The 18,728-nt window shown below is 59.7% G+C and carries 14 protein-coding genes; 6 read left to right on the top strand and 8 right to left on the bottom strand.

Features of this window, described 5'->3' with window-relative positions; translation table 11 throughout:
- The first annotated feature begins 89 nt into the window (after positions 1 to 89).
- The 4 genes from nadB (at position 90) to H4V96_RS10390 (ending at position 5,102) form a co-directional block, all read left to right on the top strand.
- Positions 90 to 1,703, top strand: coding sequence for an L-aspartate oxidase (nadB, locus tag H4V96_RS10405; RefSeq protein WP_070347262.1), 1,614 nt, complete (start codon positions 90 to 92; stop codon positions 1,701 to 1,703).
- A gap of 216 nt (positions 1,704 to 1,919) precedes the next feature.
- Positions 1,920 to 2,747, top strand: a complete 828-nt coding sequence (locus H4V96_RS10400) for a DUF6624 domain-containing protein (protein WP_196855796.1) — start codon at positions 1,920 to 1,922, stop codon at positions 2,745 to 2,747.
- A 688-nt stretch (positions 2,748 to 3,435) separates the two neighbouring features.
- Entirely contained in the window at positions 3,436 to 3,885 is a 450-nt protein-coding gene (locus tag H4V96_RS10395) for a hypothetical protein (protein ID WP_196855797.1), read from the top strand.
- Positions 3,886 to 3,911: 26 nt separating this feature from the next.
- Positions 3,912 to 5,102, top strand: a complete 1,191-nt coding sequence (locus H4V96_RS10390) for a LuxR C-terminal-related transcriptional regulator (protein ID WP_196855798.1) — start codon at positions 3,912 to 3,914, stop codon at positions 5,100 to 5,102.
- A gap of 170 nt (positions 5,103 to 5,272) precedes the next feature.
- On the opposite strand, the gene H4V96_RS10385 is transcribed toward H4V96_RS10390, so the two are convergent.
- The 5 genes from H4V96_RS10385 to H4V96_RS10365 form a co-directional block, all read right to left on the bottom strand.
- On the bottom strand, positions 5,273 to 5,728 hold the full coding sequence (locus tag H4V96_RS10385) for a tellurite resistance TerB family protein (protein WP_196855799.1): 456 nt from the start codon (positions 5,726 to 5,728) through the stop codon (positions 5,273 to 5,275).
- Between the two features lie 161 nt (positions 5,729 to 5,889).
- Entirely contained in the window at positions 5,890 to 7,299 is a 1,410-nt protein-coding gene (locus H4V96_RS10380) for a hypothetical protein (protein WP_010398043.1), read from the bottom strand.
- Positions 7,300 to 7,354: 55 nt separating this feature from the next.
- A complete protein-coding gene (locus H4V96_RS10375; protein ID WP_070347257.1) occupies positions 7,355 to 7,741 on the bottom strand; it encodes an antibiotic biosynthesis monooxygenase in 387 nt (128 codons plus the stop codon).
- A gap of 469 nt (positions 7,742 to 8,210) precedes the next feature.
- Positions 8,211 to 12,278, bottom strand: coding sequence for a phosphoribosylformylglycinamidine synthase (gene purL, locus H4V96_RS10370; RefSeq protein ID WP_280720914.1), 4,068 nt, complete (start codon positions 12,276 to 12,278; stop codon positions 8,211 to 8,213).
- 190 nt (positions 12,279 to 12,468) lie between these two features.
- Positions 12,469 to 13,536 (bottom strand): GGDEF domain-containing protein, encoded by a 1,068-nt coding sequence (locus tag H4V96_RS10365; RefSeq protein ID WP_196855801.1) that lies wholly within the window; start codon positions 13,534 to 13,536, stop codon positions 12,469 to 12,471.
- Between the two features lie 349 nt (positions 13,537 to 13,885).
- Between H4V96_RS10365 and H4V96_RS10360 the strand changes: the two genes are divergently transcribed.
- Both H4V96_RS10360 and H4V96_RS10355 read left to right on the top strand, forming a co-directional pair.
- Entirely contained in the window at positions 13,886 to 15,511 is a 1,626-nt protein-coding gene (locus H4V96_RS10360) for a tetratricopeptide repeat-containing response regulator (RefSeq protein ID WP_010398034.1), read from the top strand.
- Positions 15,512 to 15,710: 199 nt separating this feature from the next.
- Positions 15,711 to 16,829 carry a phospholipase A gene (locus H4V96_RS10355; RefSeq protein ID WP_334686009.1) on the top strand — a complete coding sequence of 373 codons (1,119 nt, stop codon included), beginning with the start codon at positions 15,711 to 15,713 and terminating at the stop codon, positions 16,827 to 16,829.
- Between the two features lie 62 nt (positions 16,830 to 16,891).
- Here the strand turns inward: H4V96_RS10355 and H4V96_RS10350 are convergent, their stop codons facing one another.
- From H4V96_RS10350 to H4V96_RS10340, 3 genes are all read right to left on the bottom strand, one after another.
- Positions 16,892 to 17,185 (bottom strand): hypothetical protein, encoded by a 294-nt coding sequence (locus H4V96_RS10350; protein ID WP_280720913.1) that lies wholly within the window; start codon positions 17,183 to 17,185, stop codon positions 16,892 to 16,894.
- Positions 17,186 to 17,285: 100 nt separating this feature from the next.
- On the bottom strand, positions 17,286 to 17,534 hold the full coding sequence (locus H4V96_RS10345; protein ID WP_029496388.1) for a hypothetical protein: 249 nt from the start codon (positions 17,532 to 17,534) through the stop codon (positions 17,286 to 17,288).
- Positions 17,535 to 17,660: 126 nt separating this feature from the next.
- Entirely contained in the window at positions 17,661 to 18,584 is a 924-nt protein-coding gene (locus tag H4V96_RS10340; RefSeq protein WP_196855802.1) for a methyltransferase domain-containing protein, read from the bottom strand.
- Between the last annotated feature and the right edge of the window lie 144 nt (positions 18,585 to 18,728).

The raw sequence follows: 18,728 nt of genomic DNA, 5'->3' as shown, positions 1-18,728 counted from the left end.
CCATCTTTCGCTGGCAGAATTTATCTCAACACATTACCGAATGTGGGGAAATGGCATATAGTATGCTTCCCCCAAAAGAGATAGATGTCATGAAATTTGATGTAGCGATTGTCGGCAGTGGCCTGGCAGGTTTATCGGTTGCACTGCATTTAGCTGAAACGCGCACTGTCGCGATCATTTCCAAACGCGCGCTGCTCGATGGCGCCAGCAACTGGGCGCAAGGCGGGATCGCGGCCGTGCTGGACTCGGGCGACAGCCACCAGCAGCATATCGAAGACACCCTGATCGCGGGCGGTGGCCTGTGCGACGAGAGCGCCACGCGCTACATCGTCGAGCATGGCCGCGAAGCGATCGAATGGCTGATCGAACAAGGCGTGCCGTTTACACGCGACGCCACGGCTGAACTGGGTTTCCACCTGACCCGCGAAGGCGGCCACAGCCAGCGCCGCATCATCCACGCCGCTGACGCCACCGGCCACGCCGTGCAAGTGACGCTGGAAGAAAAGGTGCGCTCCCACCCGAACATCAGTCTGTTCGAACACCATTGCGCGATCGACCTGATCACCTCCGACAAGCTGGCCATGAAGCCGACGCAGCGCAATGCGCAACCGCATTGCCACGGCCTGTACGTGCAAGATGAGCAAACGGGCAAGGTGCACACCTTTGCTGCCGAGCACACCGTGCTGGCCACGGGCGGTGCGGGCAAGGTGTATTTATACACAACCAATCCCGACACGGCCAGCGGCGACGGCATCGCCATGGCCTGGCGCGCGGGCTGTCGCGTCTCAAACATGGAATTCATCCAGTTCCACCCGACCTGCCTGTACCACCCGTATGCGAAATCCTTCCTGATCACCGAAGCCATCCGTGGCGAAGGTGGCTTGCTGAAACTGCCGCCCGAAGCGGGCGCAGCAGCGGGCACGCGCTTCATGCTGGCCCACGATGAGCGGGCCGAGCTGGCACCGCGCGACGTGGTGGCGCGCGCCATCGACTTCGAGATCAAGAAACGCGGCCTCGATTACGTGCACCTGGACATCAGCCACAAACCGGCCGAGTTCCTCATCGAACACTTCCCGACGATTTACGCGCGCTGCCTGGAACTGGGCATCGACATCACCAAGCAGCCGATTCCCATCGTGCCCGCCGCTCACTACACCTGCGGCGGCGTCGTCACGGACCTGTCCGGTCGCGCCGACTTGCCGGGTCTGTACGCCGTGGGCGAGACGGCCTGCACGGGTTTGCATGGCGCAAACCGCCTGGCGAGCAATTCCCTGCTCGAATGCATCGTCATCGGCCGCGCCTGCGCGCAGGATATCGAAAGCAAGGAAAAGCTGGGCACGCCGTACCTGCCCGACTGGGATGAAAGCCGGGTCACGGATGCGGACGAGGAAGTGGTAATTTCTCACAATTGGGACGAACTGCGCCGCTTCATGTGGAATTACGTGGGCATCGTGCGCACGACCAAGCGCCTGGAACGTGCCCAGCATCGCATCGCCCTCTTAAAAGAGGAAATCGACGAGTACTACCGCAACTTCCGCATCACCCATGATCTATTGGAATTGCGCAACCTGGTCGACGTGGCCTCGATGATCGTCAACAGCGCCCTGTCGCGCCGCGAAAGCCGTGGCCTGCACTTCAGCCGCGACTATCCTGAAACCTTGCCAAAGGCCATCGCCAGCGTACTGACGCCGCCGCATAGGTAGACGACAAAGCAAGCGCCTGCTTTCTCAAAGCAGGCGCATTGTGCGATCCGTCATTGCGGTGTTCTGCTTTAAGCCAGAAGCGGCCTTCAAGTAGCGTCAGTGAGATTCTTTTACGCTCCGCTATGTCAGATTCTCGCGCATTCGCGATACATCACCTGTCGACTATCTGCCGCAGTCGCACAATTTTCCTGCACGCTTTCTATAGAGAGAATCGAAATGACCTTGCGGCCGCAATATCTGCTTCTTGCCACTCTCGCCTGCATAACTGAGCCAAGCTATGCAGATGGTGGGCAGACACAGACCACGATTTCGTTTTACGCTGACGGCAAACCCGTTGCCGGGATGATATTTCCGATCGGTGCCAAGGTCGAGCTATCAGCCATGGCCAAGCGTATTGACACCGGTGTGAAGGAAGCGCGCTTCATGGGCAACGTGCAAGGCAGGTTCACGCCGCCGGCCGGGCAAGCAATCGTTCTGTTTGGACAAGAAGTTGTGCTAAGCACCGAAGCGATTAGTGCTGAGCGTGTGAAAGCAGTACAGGACATCGAGGCGATGGCTGGTCCCGATCAGTTGTACCGCGGACGCCCAGAAAACGGCGACCTTACCCCGGACGAGTGGAAACAGCAGACTGCAATCGACGTCGCCAACATGAAACGGCTGGCGGAAATTATCGATGCCTACGGCTGGCCCGGTCTGCGTTTTGCCGGCGCCGCTTCACAGACCGCTTTCCTGGTCCTGCAGCACGCCGACCACGCTAGTCAGAGCAAGTACCTGCCGCTGCTGCACGATGCGGTTAAACGCAGTGATGCCCTCGGCAGCCATTTCGCGATGCTCGATGACCGCGTGCGTATCGCCGACGGCAAGTTGCAGCGCTACGGCAGCCAATTGAGCACCAATCCGCTGCGACTCCAACCAATCGAGGACGAAGCCCATGTCGACGAGCGCAGACGCAGCATCGGCCTGGAGCCACTGGCTGACTATGTCAAACGGTTCGGGTTGACCTATTCCCCTAACGCAGCCAAAGGTAGTGGTCTAGCCAATTAAGGAATGGATGCCGTCAAGCAGTTACCGAGTAAAACGCAAGATATCCTTCTTCAATCAAGCACGTCTACCGAATTCCAATTCATGAGTAACCTTGGAGGCCTGAAATTACCGCTTTGGAGCGGAACCTGACAACGGCAGCGATGAGCCCTAAGCAGTCGATGACGTCACCATTAACGTATTTTTTATTCAAAGGAATAAACGAAAAAGATTTTTAGTATCTATGTCTTGACTGCCCTTGGAGCGATTTTCGGCAATCTGCTCTATGCCCACACTCTCGGCGACCCAACCGATTACCACTGGATGCGCACATTCATGTCTGCGATTTTTTCTGCTACATGTTTTGTTTTGCTTAGAAAGCAATGGAATACGAGCGCGGAAAGTTTTACATTCCACGCCGCGATTTCCCGCATGCGTTTGCAGATTGCCTTATACCAATAGAAATATTGCTGAGAGCACCTTGCCATGGCTGACGTTGCCTGACGCAAGAATCTGTCCTATCTTGATGTGGAGCCGCAAGAGCGTGCAAGAGCATGGAGGCATTCCACACACCAGCACCCTGCAAATATCGATCCCCATCTCATTCGGATGAATGATGCGCCGCAAAGTGCCCTTGCCTAGAATGACTCCTGCCTCAAGCCGTCCGACCGGGCGACACGTCAGGGGCACTCAACCATAGAGGCACAACATCATGAAAACCATTATTCTGAGCACGCTGTTGGGCCTGGTCACCGCCGCCGCCACCATGCCGGCCACAGCGCAAACCATACCGCAAGGGAACACCGTGGAAGTGCCGGGCCATGCGCTGCGCATCGACCTGCCGGCACAGCCCCGTTACATGATGCACGAAGAGTTCAGGCAATTCGCCGGCGCCTACGACCTGTCGAATGGCGATACCCTGCAGCTACGCCGTGCCGGCACCATCATGTATGCGCGCATAGGCAACCAGGACGAGCACCGCATCGTCGCCACGGGCCGCAATTCCTTTGTCGCACTGGACCGCCAGTTGAAAGTACGCATCGACCATCACGACGATGGCAGCGTGGGTGGCGAGGTAGTGATGGTAGTGCCGGCGCGCCAGTTGGCGGACGGTAGCACGCAGGGCGAACATGTCGCCGTGCTCGGTTCGCCAAGCCGCTGACGGCGTGGCACAAGCTGGCGCACGCCATGAGCATGCCGATGACAGTGCAGCAAGAGGCATTGATCGCCCGCCTGTATGACGCGGCGCTCGATGACGCGCTGTGGCCGCAGCTGTGCCGCGATTTGGCCGAGGCGTTCGGCGGCGCCAGTGACACCAGCCTGATCCTGCAAAGCGACAGCGGCGCGCAGCTGCTCAATCCTGTGGGGCGCTTCGGCAAGGAGACCGTCAGCGCGTATGAAGCGTATTACTGGCAGCACGACATCTGGGCGCAGCTGGCTTACCGGCTGGGCGTGGGCCAAGTGCACTGCAGCGCGGATCACATTCGGCCTCACGACTTCGAGCGCACGGAATTCTATGCCGACTTTTGCCGCCCGCATGCGCTGTACCACGTCATCGGCGCAATCTTGCCCATGGCGCCCGGGCAAGTTGCCCTGCTGGGCGTGCACCGCCAGTACACGCAGGGGCCGTTTGCGGACAGCACATTGCTGCAGGTGCAATTGCAAGCGCTGCTGCCGCACCTGCAGCGCGCCCTGTGCATCCGCGCCCGCCTGGCGCTGAGCAGCATGCGGGAACGCACCACGCGCGCGGCGCTCGACGCGCTCGACACGGCGGTGCTGCTGCTCGACGCACAGCTCGGCGTGCTCTACGCGAATGCCAGCGCGCTGGCCTTATTCGGCCCCAGCCTGGAGCGCAGCCTGCATTGCCCGGCTAGCGGCAGCCCCCGCTGGTGCGCGCTGCCGCAACTGGAGCAAGCCGTACGGCAAGCCATCGGCACCAGCCGCGGCAAGCGGGTCGTCGCGCCCGTGGCCAGCGCCCTGCGTTTGCCGCGCCCGGGTGCACCCGGCCTGTGCCTGACGGTGGCGCCCTTCCAGCCGCAGCAAAGCCCGGTCGGCCAGCGCCCGTGCGCCCTGGTGCTGGCGCGCAATCCGCAGGCGCCAGCCATCGCCGCGCCTGCGCTGCAGCAGCTGTTCGAGCTGACGCAAGCCGAATCGCTGGTCGCGCAAGCCCTGGCGCAAGGCGCTGCCATCGAACACATTGCCGCCGGCGGCGGCGTCTCCATCAACACTGTCAAGACCCATTTGCACCATATCTACGAAAAGACCGGCACGGCACGCCAGGGCGAACTGATCGCACTCATACACCAAAGCGCAGGCGGTGCGCGTGCTGGCACGTCCACACCTGGCATGGCCGCCAGCAATGCAGCGAGATCAACATGATGTCAGAACCTTGCCAGAGACAGCGCTACACGACCCGTTTCGCCGCGGCCAGCCGGTCGAAATCTGCTACAGGATGGGCAAAGTGACGATGGCATGCCCTACGTCGGAGGGCACGCCGCCGTGGGGGTGCAAGGGTTAATCTAGGCAACCGGGGCCGGCTGGCCTGGCAGTTATTGCAGCTCGAACTCCGCAGGAGTCAAACCCAGTTCGCGCGCGATCTTGCTGGCCACGCGCTGCTCGTTGGCATCGAAATTGCCGTCCGACGACGCCACGGCGATGATCATGCGTACCAGCAGGCGCGACGCCTCGACATTCGACTTCATCTTGCCCAGCGCCTGATAGGCCTTGGCTTCGCCGATATCCTTGTCGAATTCCAGCTGGCCGACATATTCCTGGAAAGCCTTGATCACGTCGGTGGTGGTAAATACCGACAGAGCATCATTGCTTTCAATAAACTTCACCATCTTCTGCTTCTCTTCCGCACTGACGTTGCCGTCGGCCATGGCGATCAGGGCAGAGCCGGCCATGGCGGCATTTAGGAAATCCTTGTTCTTGTACTTCAGGGCTTCCGTTTTCAGTTCACTCGCTTTGGTCTTCAGTTTGGACAAAAAGGAATCGAAACTCATGGTGTATCTCCGGGTTGGTGTAGGTGCGGCAGCGCTACGCTGCCACTGCGACCTATATAGGGGTGAGTGCCTGAATTGCAAGCATTGACCGGCCGCCGGTAACGGCACCAAGGCACGCCGCGCCGGCAGGCGTGCAGGCAGCGCCTGCATGGCCCCCGGTGTTACTCGCCCTCCTTGCTGGGCAGGCGCTTGCCCTGCAAGTCGAAATTCATCAGTGTATGCGCCACGCCCGGGGTATGGGTCGATGCATACCAGTTTGGCAACGATTTGAAGGTCAGCACCATGTCGAAGTCGCCGGCGATGTTGCCTGCATCCATCGGCACGTCGCCTTTGCGGTTTTGAAACCATTTCATCCATAGCGCCGAACCGGGCGCCGGCGTGAGCATGAAATCGGTGCCGTTCTGCGGTTTGGGCAGCTGGATGGATCCGGAGTTCAGTATTGGCAGCAAGAACGACGGCATGGAATGGCTGGCCAGGTTCCATTGCGCGGAACTGTGGCAGCTCATGCAGGACGAGCTTTGTGCGTTGCGCGCATATTTGAGGGTGGGTTTCTTCCCTACTGGATAGGCGATATTATTTATCGCACCATCGTTCGGGCCGGAAAGGCGTCCTCCCCAGCCCAGGGTAGCGCTGCCATAAGCGGGCGCATTCGGGTTCATCCAGTTTTCCTGCAGCACAGGCTTGACAATGGCAGGGTCACTGGCCTGCGGATCATTACCCCATTGTGCGCCCAGTACCACCATCTTGTCCCAGATGTCACCGGTCTTTGCCACGCGCGAATCGTATACCAGCGTGGTGAAGACCCAGCCTGTCTTCGGCGCGGCAACGCTGTCCTTGACGATGATATCAAACTGCATCAAATAGGTATTGGTCAACATTGGCGCCGTAGGTGGCTTGGGGAGCGTGGCGTTGACGCTCACATACGCGGGCCAGGAGACAGTGCCCTGCATGACGGGCCAGAGCGCCGGCCCGGCCGTGACGAACGCGGCCTTGATGATCACCGATCCTTCGGCAAATTGCGTCGATTGCGCCGTCAGATTGGGTTCCTGCGCCGTCGCACCCCACACCTTGTTGAGCGTCACGGCGGCGGTCTTGTCGTAGTAAGTCAGGACATAGGTGGTGATCGGTCGTTTCAGGCCGCTCGCCTTGAATAGATTAGCATCCAGCTCATCGGAGCCCACATACATGCCGCGCAGGGGTTCTCGCATGCGCACGCGCTGCTTGGCAACCGAGGTCGCGCCCATCCACGGCTCGTTGTACCAGCCGCGCTGGCCGGCATTCCAGTTCTTGTAGTCGAGTAACATGACGCGCATATCCGCCCCGATGGCAGCCTTCAGCGCCTCAGCATAGACGCCCGCATTCGCTGTCGTGATCTGGCCATTGTTGATGGCTGCGCGCCAGGGCATCGCCGGGATGGTCTGGCTAGCCGGATAGGCGTGGCTCAAGGCAAACACGGGGCCGCTATAACCGGCAGGCGGCGGCAGCTGCGAATTGGCGAACGGATCAATGGTTTGCGCGCTGGCATTGGCAAATATGCCAGCGCATAAGGCCAACATTGCAATTTTTTGCATGACTTTCTCCAGTTGAAGGACGACGAAAAAATCGATAGCCGGGCAGCCATGTGGCCTAGGCAGGCGTGCTGCGCACAAAACCGTGCACCCGCGAGAGAAACGCCACCTTAGTAAAGGGCCGCCCCTCAGAAGCAATAAACAGATGACCGTGCTCGGCGACGAACGCCTGAAACACCGGCCCATTCAGATGTCGCAGGAACGCAGCGTCGTTGCGATAGATTTCAAAAAACAGCAGCGACTGGGGACTGGCTGGCGGCAGCGATTGAAACTGGCTGGTCGCCGCGCGCGGGCGGTGAACGAGATAAGCCAGCGTATCGGGTTCCTGCGATAGCACGGCTTGCACCAGCACGGGCAGCGCTTGCTCCACCTGCGCCTCGCAGCCAGGCAGAATAAACCACTCGGACGTCAGATGTAGCGCATCATCAGGATATGGCGTCATCATCAATGCTCCTCATGCAAGCGCTGCCCACGAATCTCGGTTAAGAATCTTGCTGCTGCCAGCAGTGCCGCGGCCCTTGCCCTTGCCCTTGCCCTTGCCCTTGCCAGCATAGATCAGACGATATCAATGAAGAATTATTGAATTTGCAAAATATACGATGCCCGATTCTGCACCGTTTAATGTTGCCAAAAATTCACCAATACTTACAAATTGAAAATATGTCTTTTTTTGACCTTACCGCTCCATTCATCCAAGGAATCGGGCGTCTCCGTCTCCATGACCGCCAGTCGGCGGTGGTGATTGTGGGGGTGGCGAAGGGCTTGTAACGCCAGGAGATGATGCCCACTCTCCTCGTCGCAGCACTTTAATTACAAAAAACAAAAAGCCGCTGTCTCCCGACAGCGGCTTTCTCATTCCTATCCCAGCAGCAGCGTCTTGAAGCGAGACGCCGCGCCGTAAATAGCTAAATAAATTATCCCACAAACTTCCGTGCATTCCTGAACATGCGCATCCACGGCGAATCCTCGCCCCATGCTTCAGGGTGGTACGACTGCTGCACCGAACGGAACACGCGCTCTGCGTGCGGCATCAGTACCGTGAAGCGGCCGTCTGGCGTGGTCACGGAGGTGATGCCTTCCGGTGAGCCGTTCGGGTTGTACGGGTACGCTTCGGTAGCGGCGCCCTTGTTGTCGACGAAGCACATGGCTTTGCTGACTTGGGTGATGTCGCCCGTTTGCGAGAAGTCGGCGTAGCCTTCGCCGTGGGCGATGGCGATGCCGGCTTGGGTGCCGGCCATGCCGTTGAAGAAGATCGATGGGGAGTCCATCACTTCGACCATGGCAAAGCGGCCTTCGAATTTCTCCGACTTGTTGCGCGTGAATTTAGGCCAGGCGTGGGCGCCGGGGATGATCGATTTCAAGTTGCTCATCATCTGGCAGCCGTTGCAGATACCCAGGCCGAAGCTGTCCTTGCGGTTGAAGAAGCGCGCAAACTGTTCCGCCAGGCTGGCGTTGAACAGGATGGTTTTCGCCCAGCCTTCGCCCGCGCCCAGCACGTCGCCGTACGAGAAACCACCCACGGCGATCACGCCCTGGAAGTCGTCGAGTTTGACGCGGCCCGCAATCAGGTCGCTCATATGCACGTCGACAGCGGTGAAGCCTGCCTGGTGCATCACGTAGGCCGTTTCGATGTGCGAATTAACGCCCTGCTCGCGCAGGATGGCAACACGCGGACGCACGCCGGTGGCGATGAATGGCGCGGCGATGTTGTCGTTCTGGTCGAAGGTGACGACAGGCGACATGCCCGGGTCTTGCACATCCAGCAGGCGGTCGTATTCGGCGTCCGCGCAGGCAGGGTTGTCGCGCAGGCGGGCGATGCGCCAGCTCGTTTCGCTCCACAGGCGGTGCAGCGCTGCGCGCGGCTGGGTGTAAATCAGCTTGGCGTCGCGCATGAATTCGATCACGTCGCGGTCATTCAATTTGCCGATGATATGGCTGCAGGCGCCCAGATTAAACGTGCGCAGCACGTCCATGACCAAGGATCTTTCTTCCGCGCGCACCTGGATGACGGCGCCCAGCTCTTCACTGAACAAGGCGCGCAAGGTCAGTTCGTTGCGGCGTTCGGCTACCTGGCCGGCCCAGTTCTTGGCGTCGCCCCAGTCGCTCGAATGCTCGCCTTCCATGGTCAGCATGTCCAGGTTGACGGACATGCCCGTGTGGCCGGCGAAGGCCATTTCCGTCAGCGTGGCGTACAGGCCGCCGTCCGAACGGTCATGGTAGGCCAGCAGCTTGTCGTCGCTGTTCAGCTTTTGAATGGCGGCGAAGAAGCCTTTCAAGTCTTCCGCGCTGTCGACGTCCGGCGTCTCATTACCCAATTGCCCCATGACTTGTGCCAGCGCAGAAGCGCCCATGCGGTTCTTGCCGCGACCGAGGTCGATCAAGATCAAGGACGTATCGCCCTGGTCCGTCTTCAGTTGCGGCGTGAGCGACTTGCGCACGTCTGTCACTGGCGCGAACGAGGAAACGATCAGCGACACTGGCGACGTGACGGCTTTCGCCGCGCCCGTGCTGTCGTCTTTCCACGTCGTGCGCATCGACAGCGAATCCTTGCCGACGGGAATGCTGATGCCCAGCGCCGGGCACAGGTCCATGCCGACAGCTTTCACCGTATCGTACAGCGCTGCGTCCTGGCCAGGCTGGCCGCAGGCGGCCATCCAGTTGGCGGACAGCTTGATGTCGGAGATGTCGGCAATCGCTGCGGCGGCGATGTTGGTGACGGCTTCGCCCACGGCCATGCGGCCCGAGGCGGCGGCGTCGATGACGGCCAGCGGCGTGCGTTCGCCCATGGCCATCGCTTCGCCCAGATAGCCTTCAAAGCTCATGGTGGTGACGGCGCAATCGGCCACCGGCACTTGCCATGGTCCTACCATCTGGTCGCGCACGGTCATGCCGCCCACGCTACGGTCGCCAATGGTGATCAAGAAGGATTTGTCGGCCACGGCAGGCAGCAGCAGCACTTTTTGCGCGACATCGGCCAGGTCCATGCCCGTCAGGTCGATGGCAGGGAAATCGTTGGCCACGTGGACCACGTCGCGCTGCATCTTCGGCGGCTTGCCCAGCAAGACGTCCATCGGCATGTCGACCGGCTCATTGCCTAGTTGCGGGTCGATCAGTTTGAGTTGACGTTCTTCGGTGGCCACGCCGACGGCGGCGAACAGACAGCGCTCGCGTTCGCACATGGCCTGGAACAATGGCAGGCTTTCCGGTGCGATGGCCAGCACATAGCGTTCCTGCGACTCATTGCTCCAGATTTCTTTCGGCGCCATGCCCGATTCTTCCAGCGGGATCTTGCGCAGGTCGAAAATCGCGCCGCGCTTGGCGTCGTTGGTAATTTCCGGGAAAGCGTTCGACAAGCCGCCCGCACCCACGTCGTGAATCGAGATGATCGGATTGTCGACGCCCATTTGCCAGCAAGCGTTAATGACTTCCTGGGCGCGGCGTTCCATTTCCGGATTGCCGCGCTGGACGGAATCGAAGTCCAGGTCGGCGGTGTTGCTGCCGGTGGTCATCGACGAGGCGGCGCTGCCGCCCATGCCGATGCGCATGCCCGGGCCACCGAGCTGCACCAGCAAGCTGCCGACGGGGATGTCGTTCTTGTGCGTGTGCTGCGCCGAGATATTGCCGATGCCGCCAGCGATCATGATCGGCTTGTGGTAGCCGAATACGGCGTCAGGGGCGCCCGCTTCTTTTGCGCCGACGTTCTGTTCATACGTGCGGAAGTAGCCGCCCAATACGGGACGACCGAATTCGTTCGAGAACGCAGCGCCGCCCAGCGGGCCTTCGATCATGATTTGCAGCGGCGAAGCGATGCGCTCCGGCTTGCCGTATTGAGTCGCTTGATCGGCCTGATCCGCCGCCAGACGCGATGTCATTGGCGCCGTCACGGAAGCGGCAGTTTCCCAGCTGCGCACGGCGTTCGGCAGCGACAGATTCGATACCGTGAAACCGGTCAAGCCAGCCTTGGGCTTGGCGCCGCGGCCCGTCGCGCCTTCGTCGCGGATCTCGCCACCAGCGCCCGTGGAGGCACCGGGGAAGGGAGAAATCGCCGTCGGGTGGTTATGCGTTTCCACCTTCATCAGGGTGTGCGTCAGTTCGGTTGAAGCCGCATATTCATGGTTTGCACCGCGCGGGTAGAAGCGCGAGACAGTCGCCCCTTCCATGATCGAAGAATTGTCGCTGTAGGCGACGACGGTACCCTTCGGTTGCAGTTCATGCGTATTCTTGATCATGCCGAACAAGGACTTTGGCTGCGCCACGCCGTCGATGGTCCAGTCGGCGTTGAAGATCTTGTGGCGGCAATGCTCGCTGTTCGCCTGCGCGAACATCATCAATTCCACGTCCGTCGGGTTGCGGCCAGCCTTGGTGAAGGCGGCGTCCAGGTAGTCGATTTCGTCTTCCGACATCGCCAGTCCCAGTTCCGTGTTCGCCGTTTCCAGCGCACGCTTGCCCTGCCCCAGCAAATCAATCGATTCGAGCGCACGCGCTTCGAGGGTGCGGAACAGGTCCTGTGCCTGGTCGGCGCTGCGCAGCACGGATTCGGTCATGCGGTCATGCAGCAGGTCGGCCACGGCGTTCAACTGCGCGTCAGTCAATTTGCCGGCTAGAATCGCGCTACCCAGGATGCCCGATTTCAGGTTGATGCGGAAAGCGATGCCGCGTTCGACGCGCTTGATGTGCGCCATGCCGCAGTTGTGCGCGATGTCGGTGGCTTTCGAGGCCCACGGCGAAATCGTGCCGAAACGGGGGATGACGAAGAACTCTTCGGCAACGCCTTCCGTATTGTCAGCGTGGGCCGGCTCGCCGTACGTCAACAAGGCGCCAAGGCGCGTGCTGTCGTCGTCGGTGAGAGGCGCACTGGCATCGATGAAATGGACGTAGCGCGCTTGTACGGCAACGATCGCAGGCGAAACCGCTTGCAGTTGGCTTAACAGACGGTGGCTACGGAAAACGGACAGGGCATTGGAACCCGGCAGTATCAACATGATTGGAAGGTGGTTGATGCAGCGTGGCTGCGGGTTAAAGGTAGGTATGACAATATCTTTCGTACGGCAAATTTCCTTTGCGCGCATTATACCCGTTTTACCCCTGCCTTATGACCGCGACTTGGCGCTGCGCCCCGCTTCTGCCCGACAACGCGGCAGTTTTTGACACGCCAACAACACCCTCAGGCCATCATAAGACGATCACATAGCGGTTCTTGCCCTGGCGCTTGGCCAGGTACAGCGCTTCATCGGCCAGCCGGTAGCTGTAGGCCAACTCCTTGCTTCTGTCCAGTTCGGTCACGCCCACGCTGATCGACACGAACTGCGTCGCATGGAAAGCCTGGCCGACGGCCTCGACCAGGGCGCCGGCAAAGACGCGCACGGCCTCGCCGCTGCCCGTGTAGATGACGCCGAACTCCTCACCACCCAGACGGCCGCACAAATGGCCTTGCGCCTTGTCGGCGATGATGGCGGCTGTGCGCACCAGCACCTCGTCGCCAACATCGTGACCCTGCTGGTCGTTGATGACCTTGAAATCGTCGATATCGATCATCAGGAAATGCAGCATGGCGCCATCGGATGCGCCATGCATCTGCTGGGCGCACTGCGTGAACATGCGGCGGTTATTCAAGCCCGTCAGGCTGTCCAGGTAAGCGAGGCGCGTCAATTCCAGTCTGGATTGATACTTCCGCAATCGCAATAAGCTGGCACTGCCATTGAGGGCCAGCCCGAACAGCACGCTGGCGGCGATCATCAGCGGTGCCCACGACTGGTCGGGCGAGCCGGCATTGACGGGATACAGGTCACGGCCGACGATCCACCACACGCCCACCACCACGACCAGATAGCTGAGGCCGCCGTTAAAGATGGAGGCGATCACGAGCGTCAGGAATACGCCCAAGGGCAAGACCCAGAAGCTGGCAGTGCCAACGGCGTCGGTCATGGTGCGCAGGCCAAAGGTCAGGGTCAGCACGGCGCAGACACCGGTGATATTGAGCGCGAGCAAGCCGGTGCAGCGGTAACGCATCAGCAGGCTGGCCAGCATGCCCAGCAACGCCAGTACGGCGTGCGCCAAGTTTGGGTGATAGGGTTCTGGCATCATCAGCCAGCCCAGCCCATAGGCGATGATACTGAGCATCTGCAAGACCATGACGGGCCGGCACACTTCTGCAAAATAGGCAAGCTGCTGTGCGCGGTTGCCGCCAAGCACAAGCGCAACGGCAAAGCGGTGCAAGGTAGCCAGATCAGGTATGCGCATGACGGTTATCGACACCAGAGTAGGATAAAGCGCCCGTGCAAGCTTGCGCATGCCTTCATGCGACATGACGCGGCGAGCAACAAATGTTGTATTTCTTCAACGCTATCACGCCAGTCCAGGGATGGATGTAAAAACAGGTGTCGCCACCGCCGCATGCGGCCCGCGCGTCACTAAATACAACGTCGGACGGCGCCGGGCGCGCCCGCCCTCGCGCAGTACGTCAGATTGCCTGCATTTTACTGGCCGTATCAAGGGGCTTTGCAGTATGCTAAGAATAAATAATGCTGCAGGCAAATACAGACAAGAAAAGCTCCAGCAAACGACCAAACGGATGAACGAGAATTGAACCATGCCAGAAGCTAGCGACTTATCTGTCCTGATCGTCGACCCGAACCCGAGCATGCGCGGCAATCTGCAAAACATGCTGAGTCAGGCGGCCATCACCAAGGTGGAGTATGCCGTCAATTCGGGCGCGGCGATCCGCTTGCTGATGAAGAAACCGTTCGATATCATCCTGTGCGAATACGATCTTGGTAGCGGCACGGACGGCCAGGATGGCCAGCAATTGCTGGAAGACTTGCGCCATCACAAGCTGATCGGCCTGTGGACCATCTTCATCATGCTGACCTCTGAAGCCATCCACAGCAGGGTGATCGGCGCGGCCGAACTGACCCCGTCCGACTACATATTAAAACCGTTCACCGTCGATGTGCTGAGCGGACGCATCACCCGGGCCATTGAGCGGCGCGGCATTTTCCTGCCCACCTATCAACTGATCGACAAAGGCGACTTGCGCGAAGCGGTAAAAAGCTGCCGCGCGGCCGAGTTGCAGTATCCGCGCCTGGCGGGCGATTTCACACGCTTGCGCGCCGAGCTGCACATCGCCCTCGATGAATGGGAGGAAGCGGAACAGCTGTACGCCGACATGCTGGCCACGCGGCCGATGGCATGGGCCCATCTGGGCTTGGCCAGTACCCTGTTCAAACAGCAGCGCCATGAAGATGCGCAGCAGGAGCTGCTGGAACTGGTGGAAACCTATCCCCGCTTCATGGCCGCCTACGACCTGCTGGCGCAAAATTATGAGGCCATGGGCCAGCAGATACAGGCGAAGCAAATCCTCGAAGACGCGGTGGCGATCTCGCCGCACATGGTGCGCCGCTGGCGCCACCTTGGCAGCATCGCGTTTGACACCGGCGATCTCGGCGTAGCCGAACGGGCCTACAAGCAGGTAGTGAGCAAAGCAAAGTACTCTGAATTCCGCGACCCAGAAGACCATGTCAACCTGGTAAAAACGCTGGTCAAGAAGGGCGATGCACCGCAAGCGAGCACTGTGCTGCGCGACATGGAGCGCTCCCTGCGCAGCAGTGCCAACGTACAAGCCTGCCGCGCCATCTCGGCTGCCATGTTGCATGAACTGTCGGGTAACGACAACGCCGCCGCCAGCGAACTGCAACTGGCCGCCGCCGCCCTGGACACAGCGCAAGGTCTGTCAACGCAGCTGAAAGTCGGCCTGGTGCAAAGCTGCTTGAAAAACAAGCTGGAACAGGCCGCCTCCGACGTCATGATGAAGCTGGTCAACGAGGCCGACAGCGACGTGACGATGGAAGCGGCCGTCGACGTGTTTGAAAAGGCGGGTCGCCACGACCTGGCGCAAGGCATGGGCCAGCAAATTACGCACCAGGTGCAGGAATTGCTACACGATGCGGCCAGCAAATCGGAAAGCGGTGAGCTCAAGGGGGCAGTATTCGTGCTGCGCCAAGCCCTGCGCAAGACGCCGGGCAACCTGCCCGTGCTGTTCGCCTCCGTCGAGGCCATTTTGCGCCAGCTCAACACGCTGGGCTGGGAAGCTCCGCTAGCGGAACAGGCGCAGCACCAGATGCAAGTGATCCGCAAGATCGACCCCAAGCATCCGAAGCTGGAGTCGCTCAAGCAGCAATACGCTGGCACGCAGCAAAAGTATGGTATCGCTACCTGACTCCCACCTGCGCCCTTCCCCCTGCCAGACGAACGTGCACGTGCTTTGTGCAAGTAAGGCAAGAGATTCAGCTATACTTTCAATGCGATTAATCTGGCAATCATGATTATGAGTAATACGCACGGTGAAATACCGTGCAAGGCGACGCCGCCGGCATGCCCGCCAAGGTGCGCACCGAATGACATGCCCCTCTCAGCTTATGACTATCGAACTAAGAAAAATAATTCTCTCCTCCCTGCTGGCGTCGCCAGCGCTGGCCATGGCCGGCGAACTGGAACAGCAAATGCAGCGTTGCGCCGTGCTTGGCGATGCCAGTGCTCGCTTGGGTTGCTTCGACACCCTGGCCAAGGCGGCGGAAAAGGCCACCATCGCCGCCGGCGGCAACCCCGCCACGGCGGCCACCACTTTGGCAGCTGCCGCTGAAGCCGCCCCCTTTACGCCAGTCAGCCCGCCTGGCGTCGCCACGCCGGCAGCGGTGAATGCCGCCATTCCGGCGATCGCGCAGGCTGGCGCGACGCCACCGGAAGCACCGATTTCGCGCACGCAACAATCGTGGGAACTCAACCAGGCATCCAAGCGTGGCCTGTTCAACTTCCGCCCGCACCGCGACACCTATCTGCTGCTGGCCAACTACAGCGATGCCTCGAACGACGAACCGTTCCAGGATTTCACGCCGGCCGGCATCAAGAGCCAGCACGTGGAACTGACCTTCCAGCTGAGCTTCAAGATGAAGATGCTGGAAGACATCGCCGGTACACCGATCGACATGTGGTTCGGCTATACGCAGCAAAGTTTCTGGCAAGCATATAACCGCAAGGCATCGAGCCCTTTCCGCGAGACCAACTATCAGCCGGAATTCATGCTGGTCGTGCCGATCAACAAGAATTTTGCCGGTCTGGAATTCAATTACCTGAACTTCGGCCTGGTGCACCAGTCGAACGGCCAGACCTCGACCCTGTCGCGCAGCTGGAACCGGGTGTATGCCGAATTGGGCGTGGAAAAAGACAATCTGGCCGTCACGGCCCGCCTCTGGCACCGCCTCGACAATAGCGCAAACAACAACGACAATATCGACATCACCGATTATATGGGCCATGGCGACTTGCGCCTGAGCTACCGCGACAAGGGCCATGAATACGCCGTTACCGCGCGCCGCAATTTCAGCAAGAAACATGGTTCGCTACAGGCAAGCTGGGCTTTCCCACTGAAGGCCAACCTGAAAGGCTATCTGCAATTGTTCTCAGGCTATGGCCAGAGCTTGATCGACTACAACTATTCGCAGAAATCGATCGGCGCCGGCTTCATGGTTGACCTGTAAGCGAGGCCGTGTAGCAAACAAAAATGGCGCCGAAGGCGCCATTTTTTTGTGCGATATCCAATTTAGCGCCGTGCGCCACCGAGCACGCGCGCCGGCAGCATGACGATGGCGCGCAGCAGTTCGAACACGCCATCGACGCCGATGCCGATCAAGCGAAATGGCAGCAACAGCAGCCAGGCCAGCGGATACAGCAGCAGGGCCAGCAAGGCCAGGGGCCAGCACAGCAGCAAAAGCAGCATCCACAGCACAAATCCCAGCATCGCATTGCCCTCGAATAAAATGTGCGGAGCAAGCCGTGCTTGCCCCGCTACCGTGACAGCACTATATAAAAGCGCCGTCGTGGCGGCAACGAGCATGCGATGAAATGCAGAATGCGAGGATGAACGGCGTAAAAACGGGAATAAACGGTAGCTTGCAAGCAGCTTATTGGCCAACTATCGACCGACTATTGACCGACTATTGACCGACGCAAATCACTTTCGTGATGTATTCATGCGCGTTGGGCTTCTTGCTGGTAGCCCATTTGATGGCCTGATTGGCCTCTGCGATGGTCATGATGGTGGCTTTATCCTTCGACTTGATGAAGGACACGCCTTCAAACACGCCTTCCTTGCTGCGCATTACCTTGGCAAACACCGGTGGCTTGGTCTCGCCATCGCTGATTTTGTTCTGTTGCACGAGGTAACGCTGATCGATCTGTTCCATGATAATAAAGCTGTCCAGTGGTAAAACACGAAATATACCCTGAATGGACGAACGCCGCAGGATGAAATCGCTGCGGCGTTGCACAAATAGCCATCGGCAAGCCCGACAACACCGTTACACAAGCATTCAGGCGTAGACGGCGTTCTGCGTCGCGGGCTGCAGATTGACATCGTAAATCACCTGCGCGCGGATCGACGCTTCCAGCGAGGGTATCGAGCCGCCCGCGCGGTACTGGAAGCTCACTTGCAGCACGTCGCCAGCCTTCACGGACACCGGCGTGGCCAACGGCAAACACATGTAGTGATTCAGCCAGTCGATGGTGCTCGAGCGCTCGGGTACGACGGCCAGGATGTTCTTGGTGACGAAACGCAAGGCGTTCAGCGTACCGCTGCGCTCGACGACAAACTTGCCGTCAAAGCCGAACACGCTATCCGTGGGCTGGCTGAAGTCGATGATGCTGTACACGGACGGCGCTGCCAGTTCCTGCACGCCCGGATGGATGGCCGTGGTTTCCTGGAATTGCACGATGGGTGCATAAAAGCCTTCGAAATCGTATTCCTGCTGCATCGGTTGCACGGCCATGATAACGGCTTCAGGCAGGAAGATGGGCAGCGGGCCGCCAAAGCGGGCCAGGTAGCGGCGCTTGAACGATTCGATCACTTCCACCTGCTTTTCACGCAGCATGCCCACATGGATCATTTCGCAAATGACCACATCGACGGGTTCGGGCGGCAGGTACTCGAAGGCATCCGCGTGGACGACTTCGACTTTTTCTCCGTTCGAATTGAGCGCGAGCATCTTGCGCGCTTCCTTGACCATGTCCGGATTGAACTCCACGCACCAGACCTTGTCGGCGCGCGCGGCGGCGAACCACGACAGCACACCGGTACCGCCACCGAGTTCCAGCACCTTCATGCCGGGTTTCACCGCGTAATCGATCGCCGACTTGAAGCCGTGCATACGGTTCTGATCCATCAACATATTGTGGTGATAATGGACGGGGATAAATTGCCCCAGGTAACAACTCTCGATTTCTCGTTCATTCAGCATGTCTGTCCTCTTGGAGTCTGGCTCCGATGGCCTATCGGTTTTGTCATTCCAGAAAGCAGTGATATCGCACGGGCTGCGTGAGGGGCGGCAACACAGCAGCCGGCGCCTGGGATTGGCTTTAGTGCCCATGCAAAAAATCTCCTG

This window comes from Janthinobacterium sp. CG_23.4 (assembly GCF_029892305.1).
Classification (GTDB): domain Bacteria; phylum Pseudomonadota; class Gammaproteobacteria; order Burkholderiales; family Burkholderiaceae_D; genus Janthinobacterium; species Janthinobacterium lividum_D.
Note: the sequence above shows the minus strand (reverse complement) of the source record. Positions and strands in the feature narration are given on the sequence as shown.

Coding starts and splice junctions, on each gene's coding strand:
- H4V96_RS10395 (WP_196855797.1), top strand. CDS start 3,436: ATGAAAACCATTATTCTGAGCACGCTGTTGGGCCTGGTCACCGCCGCC.
- H4V96_RS10360 (WP_010398034.1), top strand. CDS start 13,886: ATGCCAGAAGCTAGCGACTTATCTGTCCTGATCGTCGACCCGAACCCG.
- purL (WP_280720914.1), bottom strand. CDS start 12,278: ATGTTGATACTGCCGGGTTCCAATGCCCTGTCCGTTTTCCGTAGCCAC.
- H4V96_RS10400 (WP_196855796.1), top strand. CDS start 1,920: ATGACCTTGCGGCCGCAATATCTGCTTCTTGCCACTCTCGCCTGCATA.
- H4V96_RS10365 (WP_196855801.1), bottom strand. CDS start 13,536: ATGCGCATACCTGATCTGGCTACCTTGCACCGCTTTGCCGTTGCGCTT.
- H4V96_RS10385 (WP_196855799.1), bottom strand. CDS start 5,728: ATGAGTTTCGATTCCTTTTTGTCCAAACTGAAGACCAAAGCGAGTGAA.
- H4V96_RS10390 (WP_196855798.1), top strand. CDS start 3,912: ATGAGCATGCCGATGACAGTGCAGCAAGAGGCATTGATCGCCCGCCTG.
- H4V96_RS10375 (WP_070347257.1), bottom strand. CDS start 7,741: ATGATGACGCCATATCCTGATGATGCGCTACATCTGACGTCCGAGTGG.
- nadB (WP_070347262.1), top strand. CDS start 90: ATGAAATTTGATGTAGCGATTGTCGGCAGTGGCCTGGCAGGTTTATCG.
- H4V96_RS10355 (WP_334686009.1), top strand. CDS start 15,711: ATGACTATCGAACTAAGAAAAATAATTCTCTCCTCCCTGCTGGCGTCG.
- H4V96_RS10345 (WP_029496388.1), bottom strand. CDS start 17,534: ATGGAACAGATCGATCAGCGTTACCTCGTGCAACAGAACAAAATCAGC.
- H4V96_RS10340 (WP_196855802.1), bottom strand. CDS start 18,584: ATGCTGAATGAACGAGAAATCGAGAGTTGTTACCTGGGGCAATTTATC.
- H4V96_RS10380 (WP_010398043.1), bottom strand. CDS start 7,299: ATGCAAAAAATTGCAATGTTGGCCTTATGCGCTGGCATATTTGCCAAT.
- H4V96_RS10350 (WP_280720913.1), bottom strand. CDS start 17,185: ATGCTCGTTGCCGCCACGACGGCGCTTTTATATAGTGCTGTCACGGTA.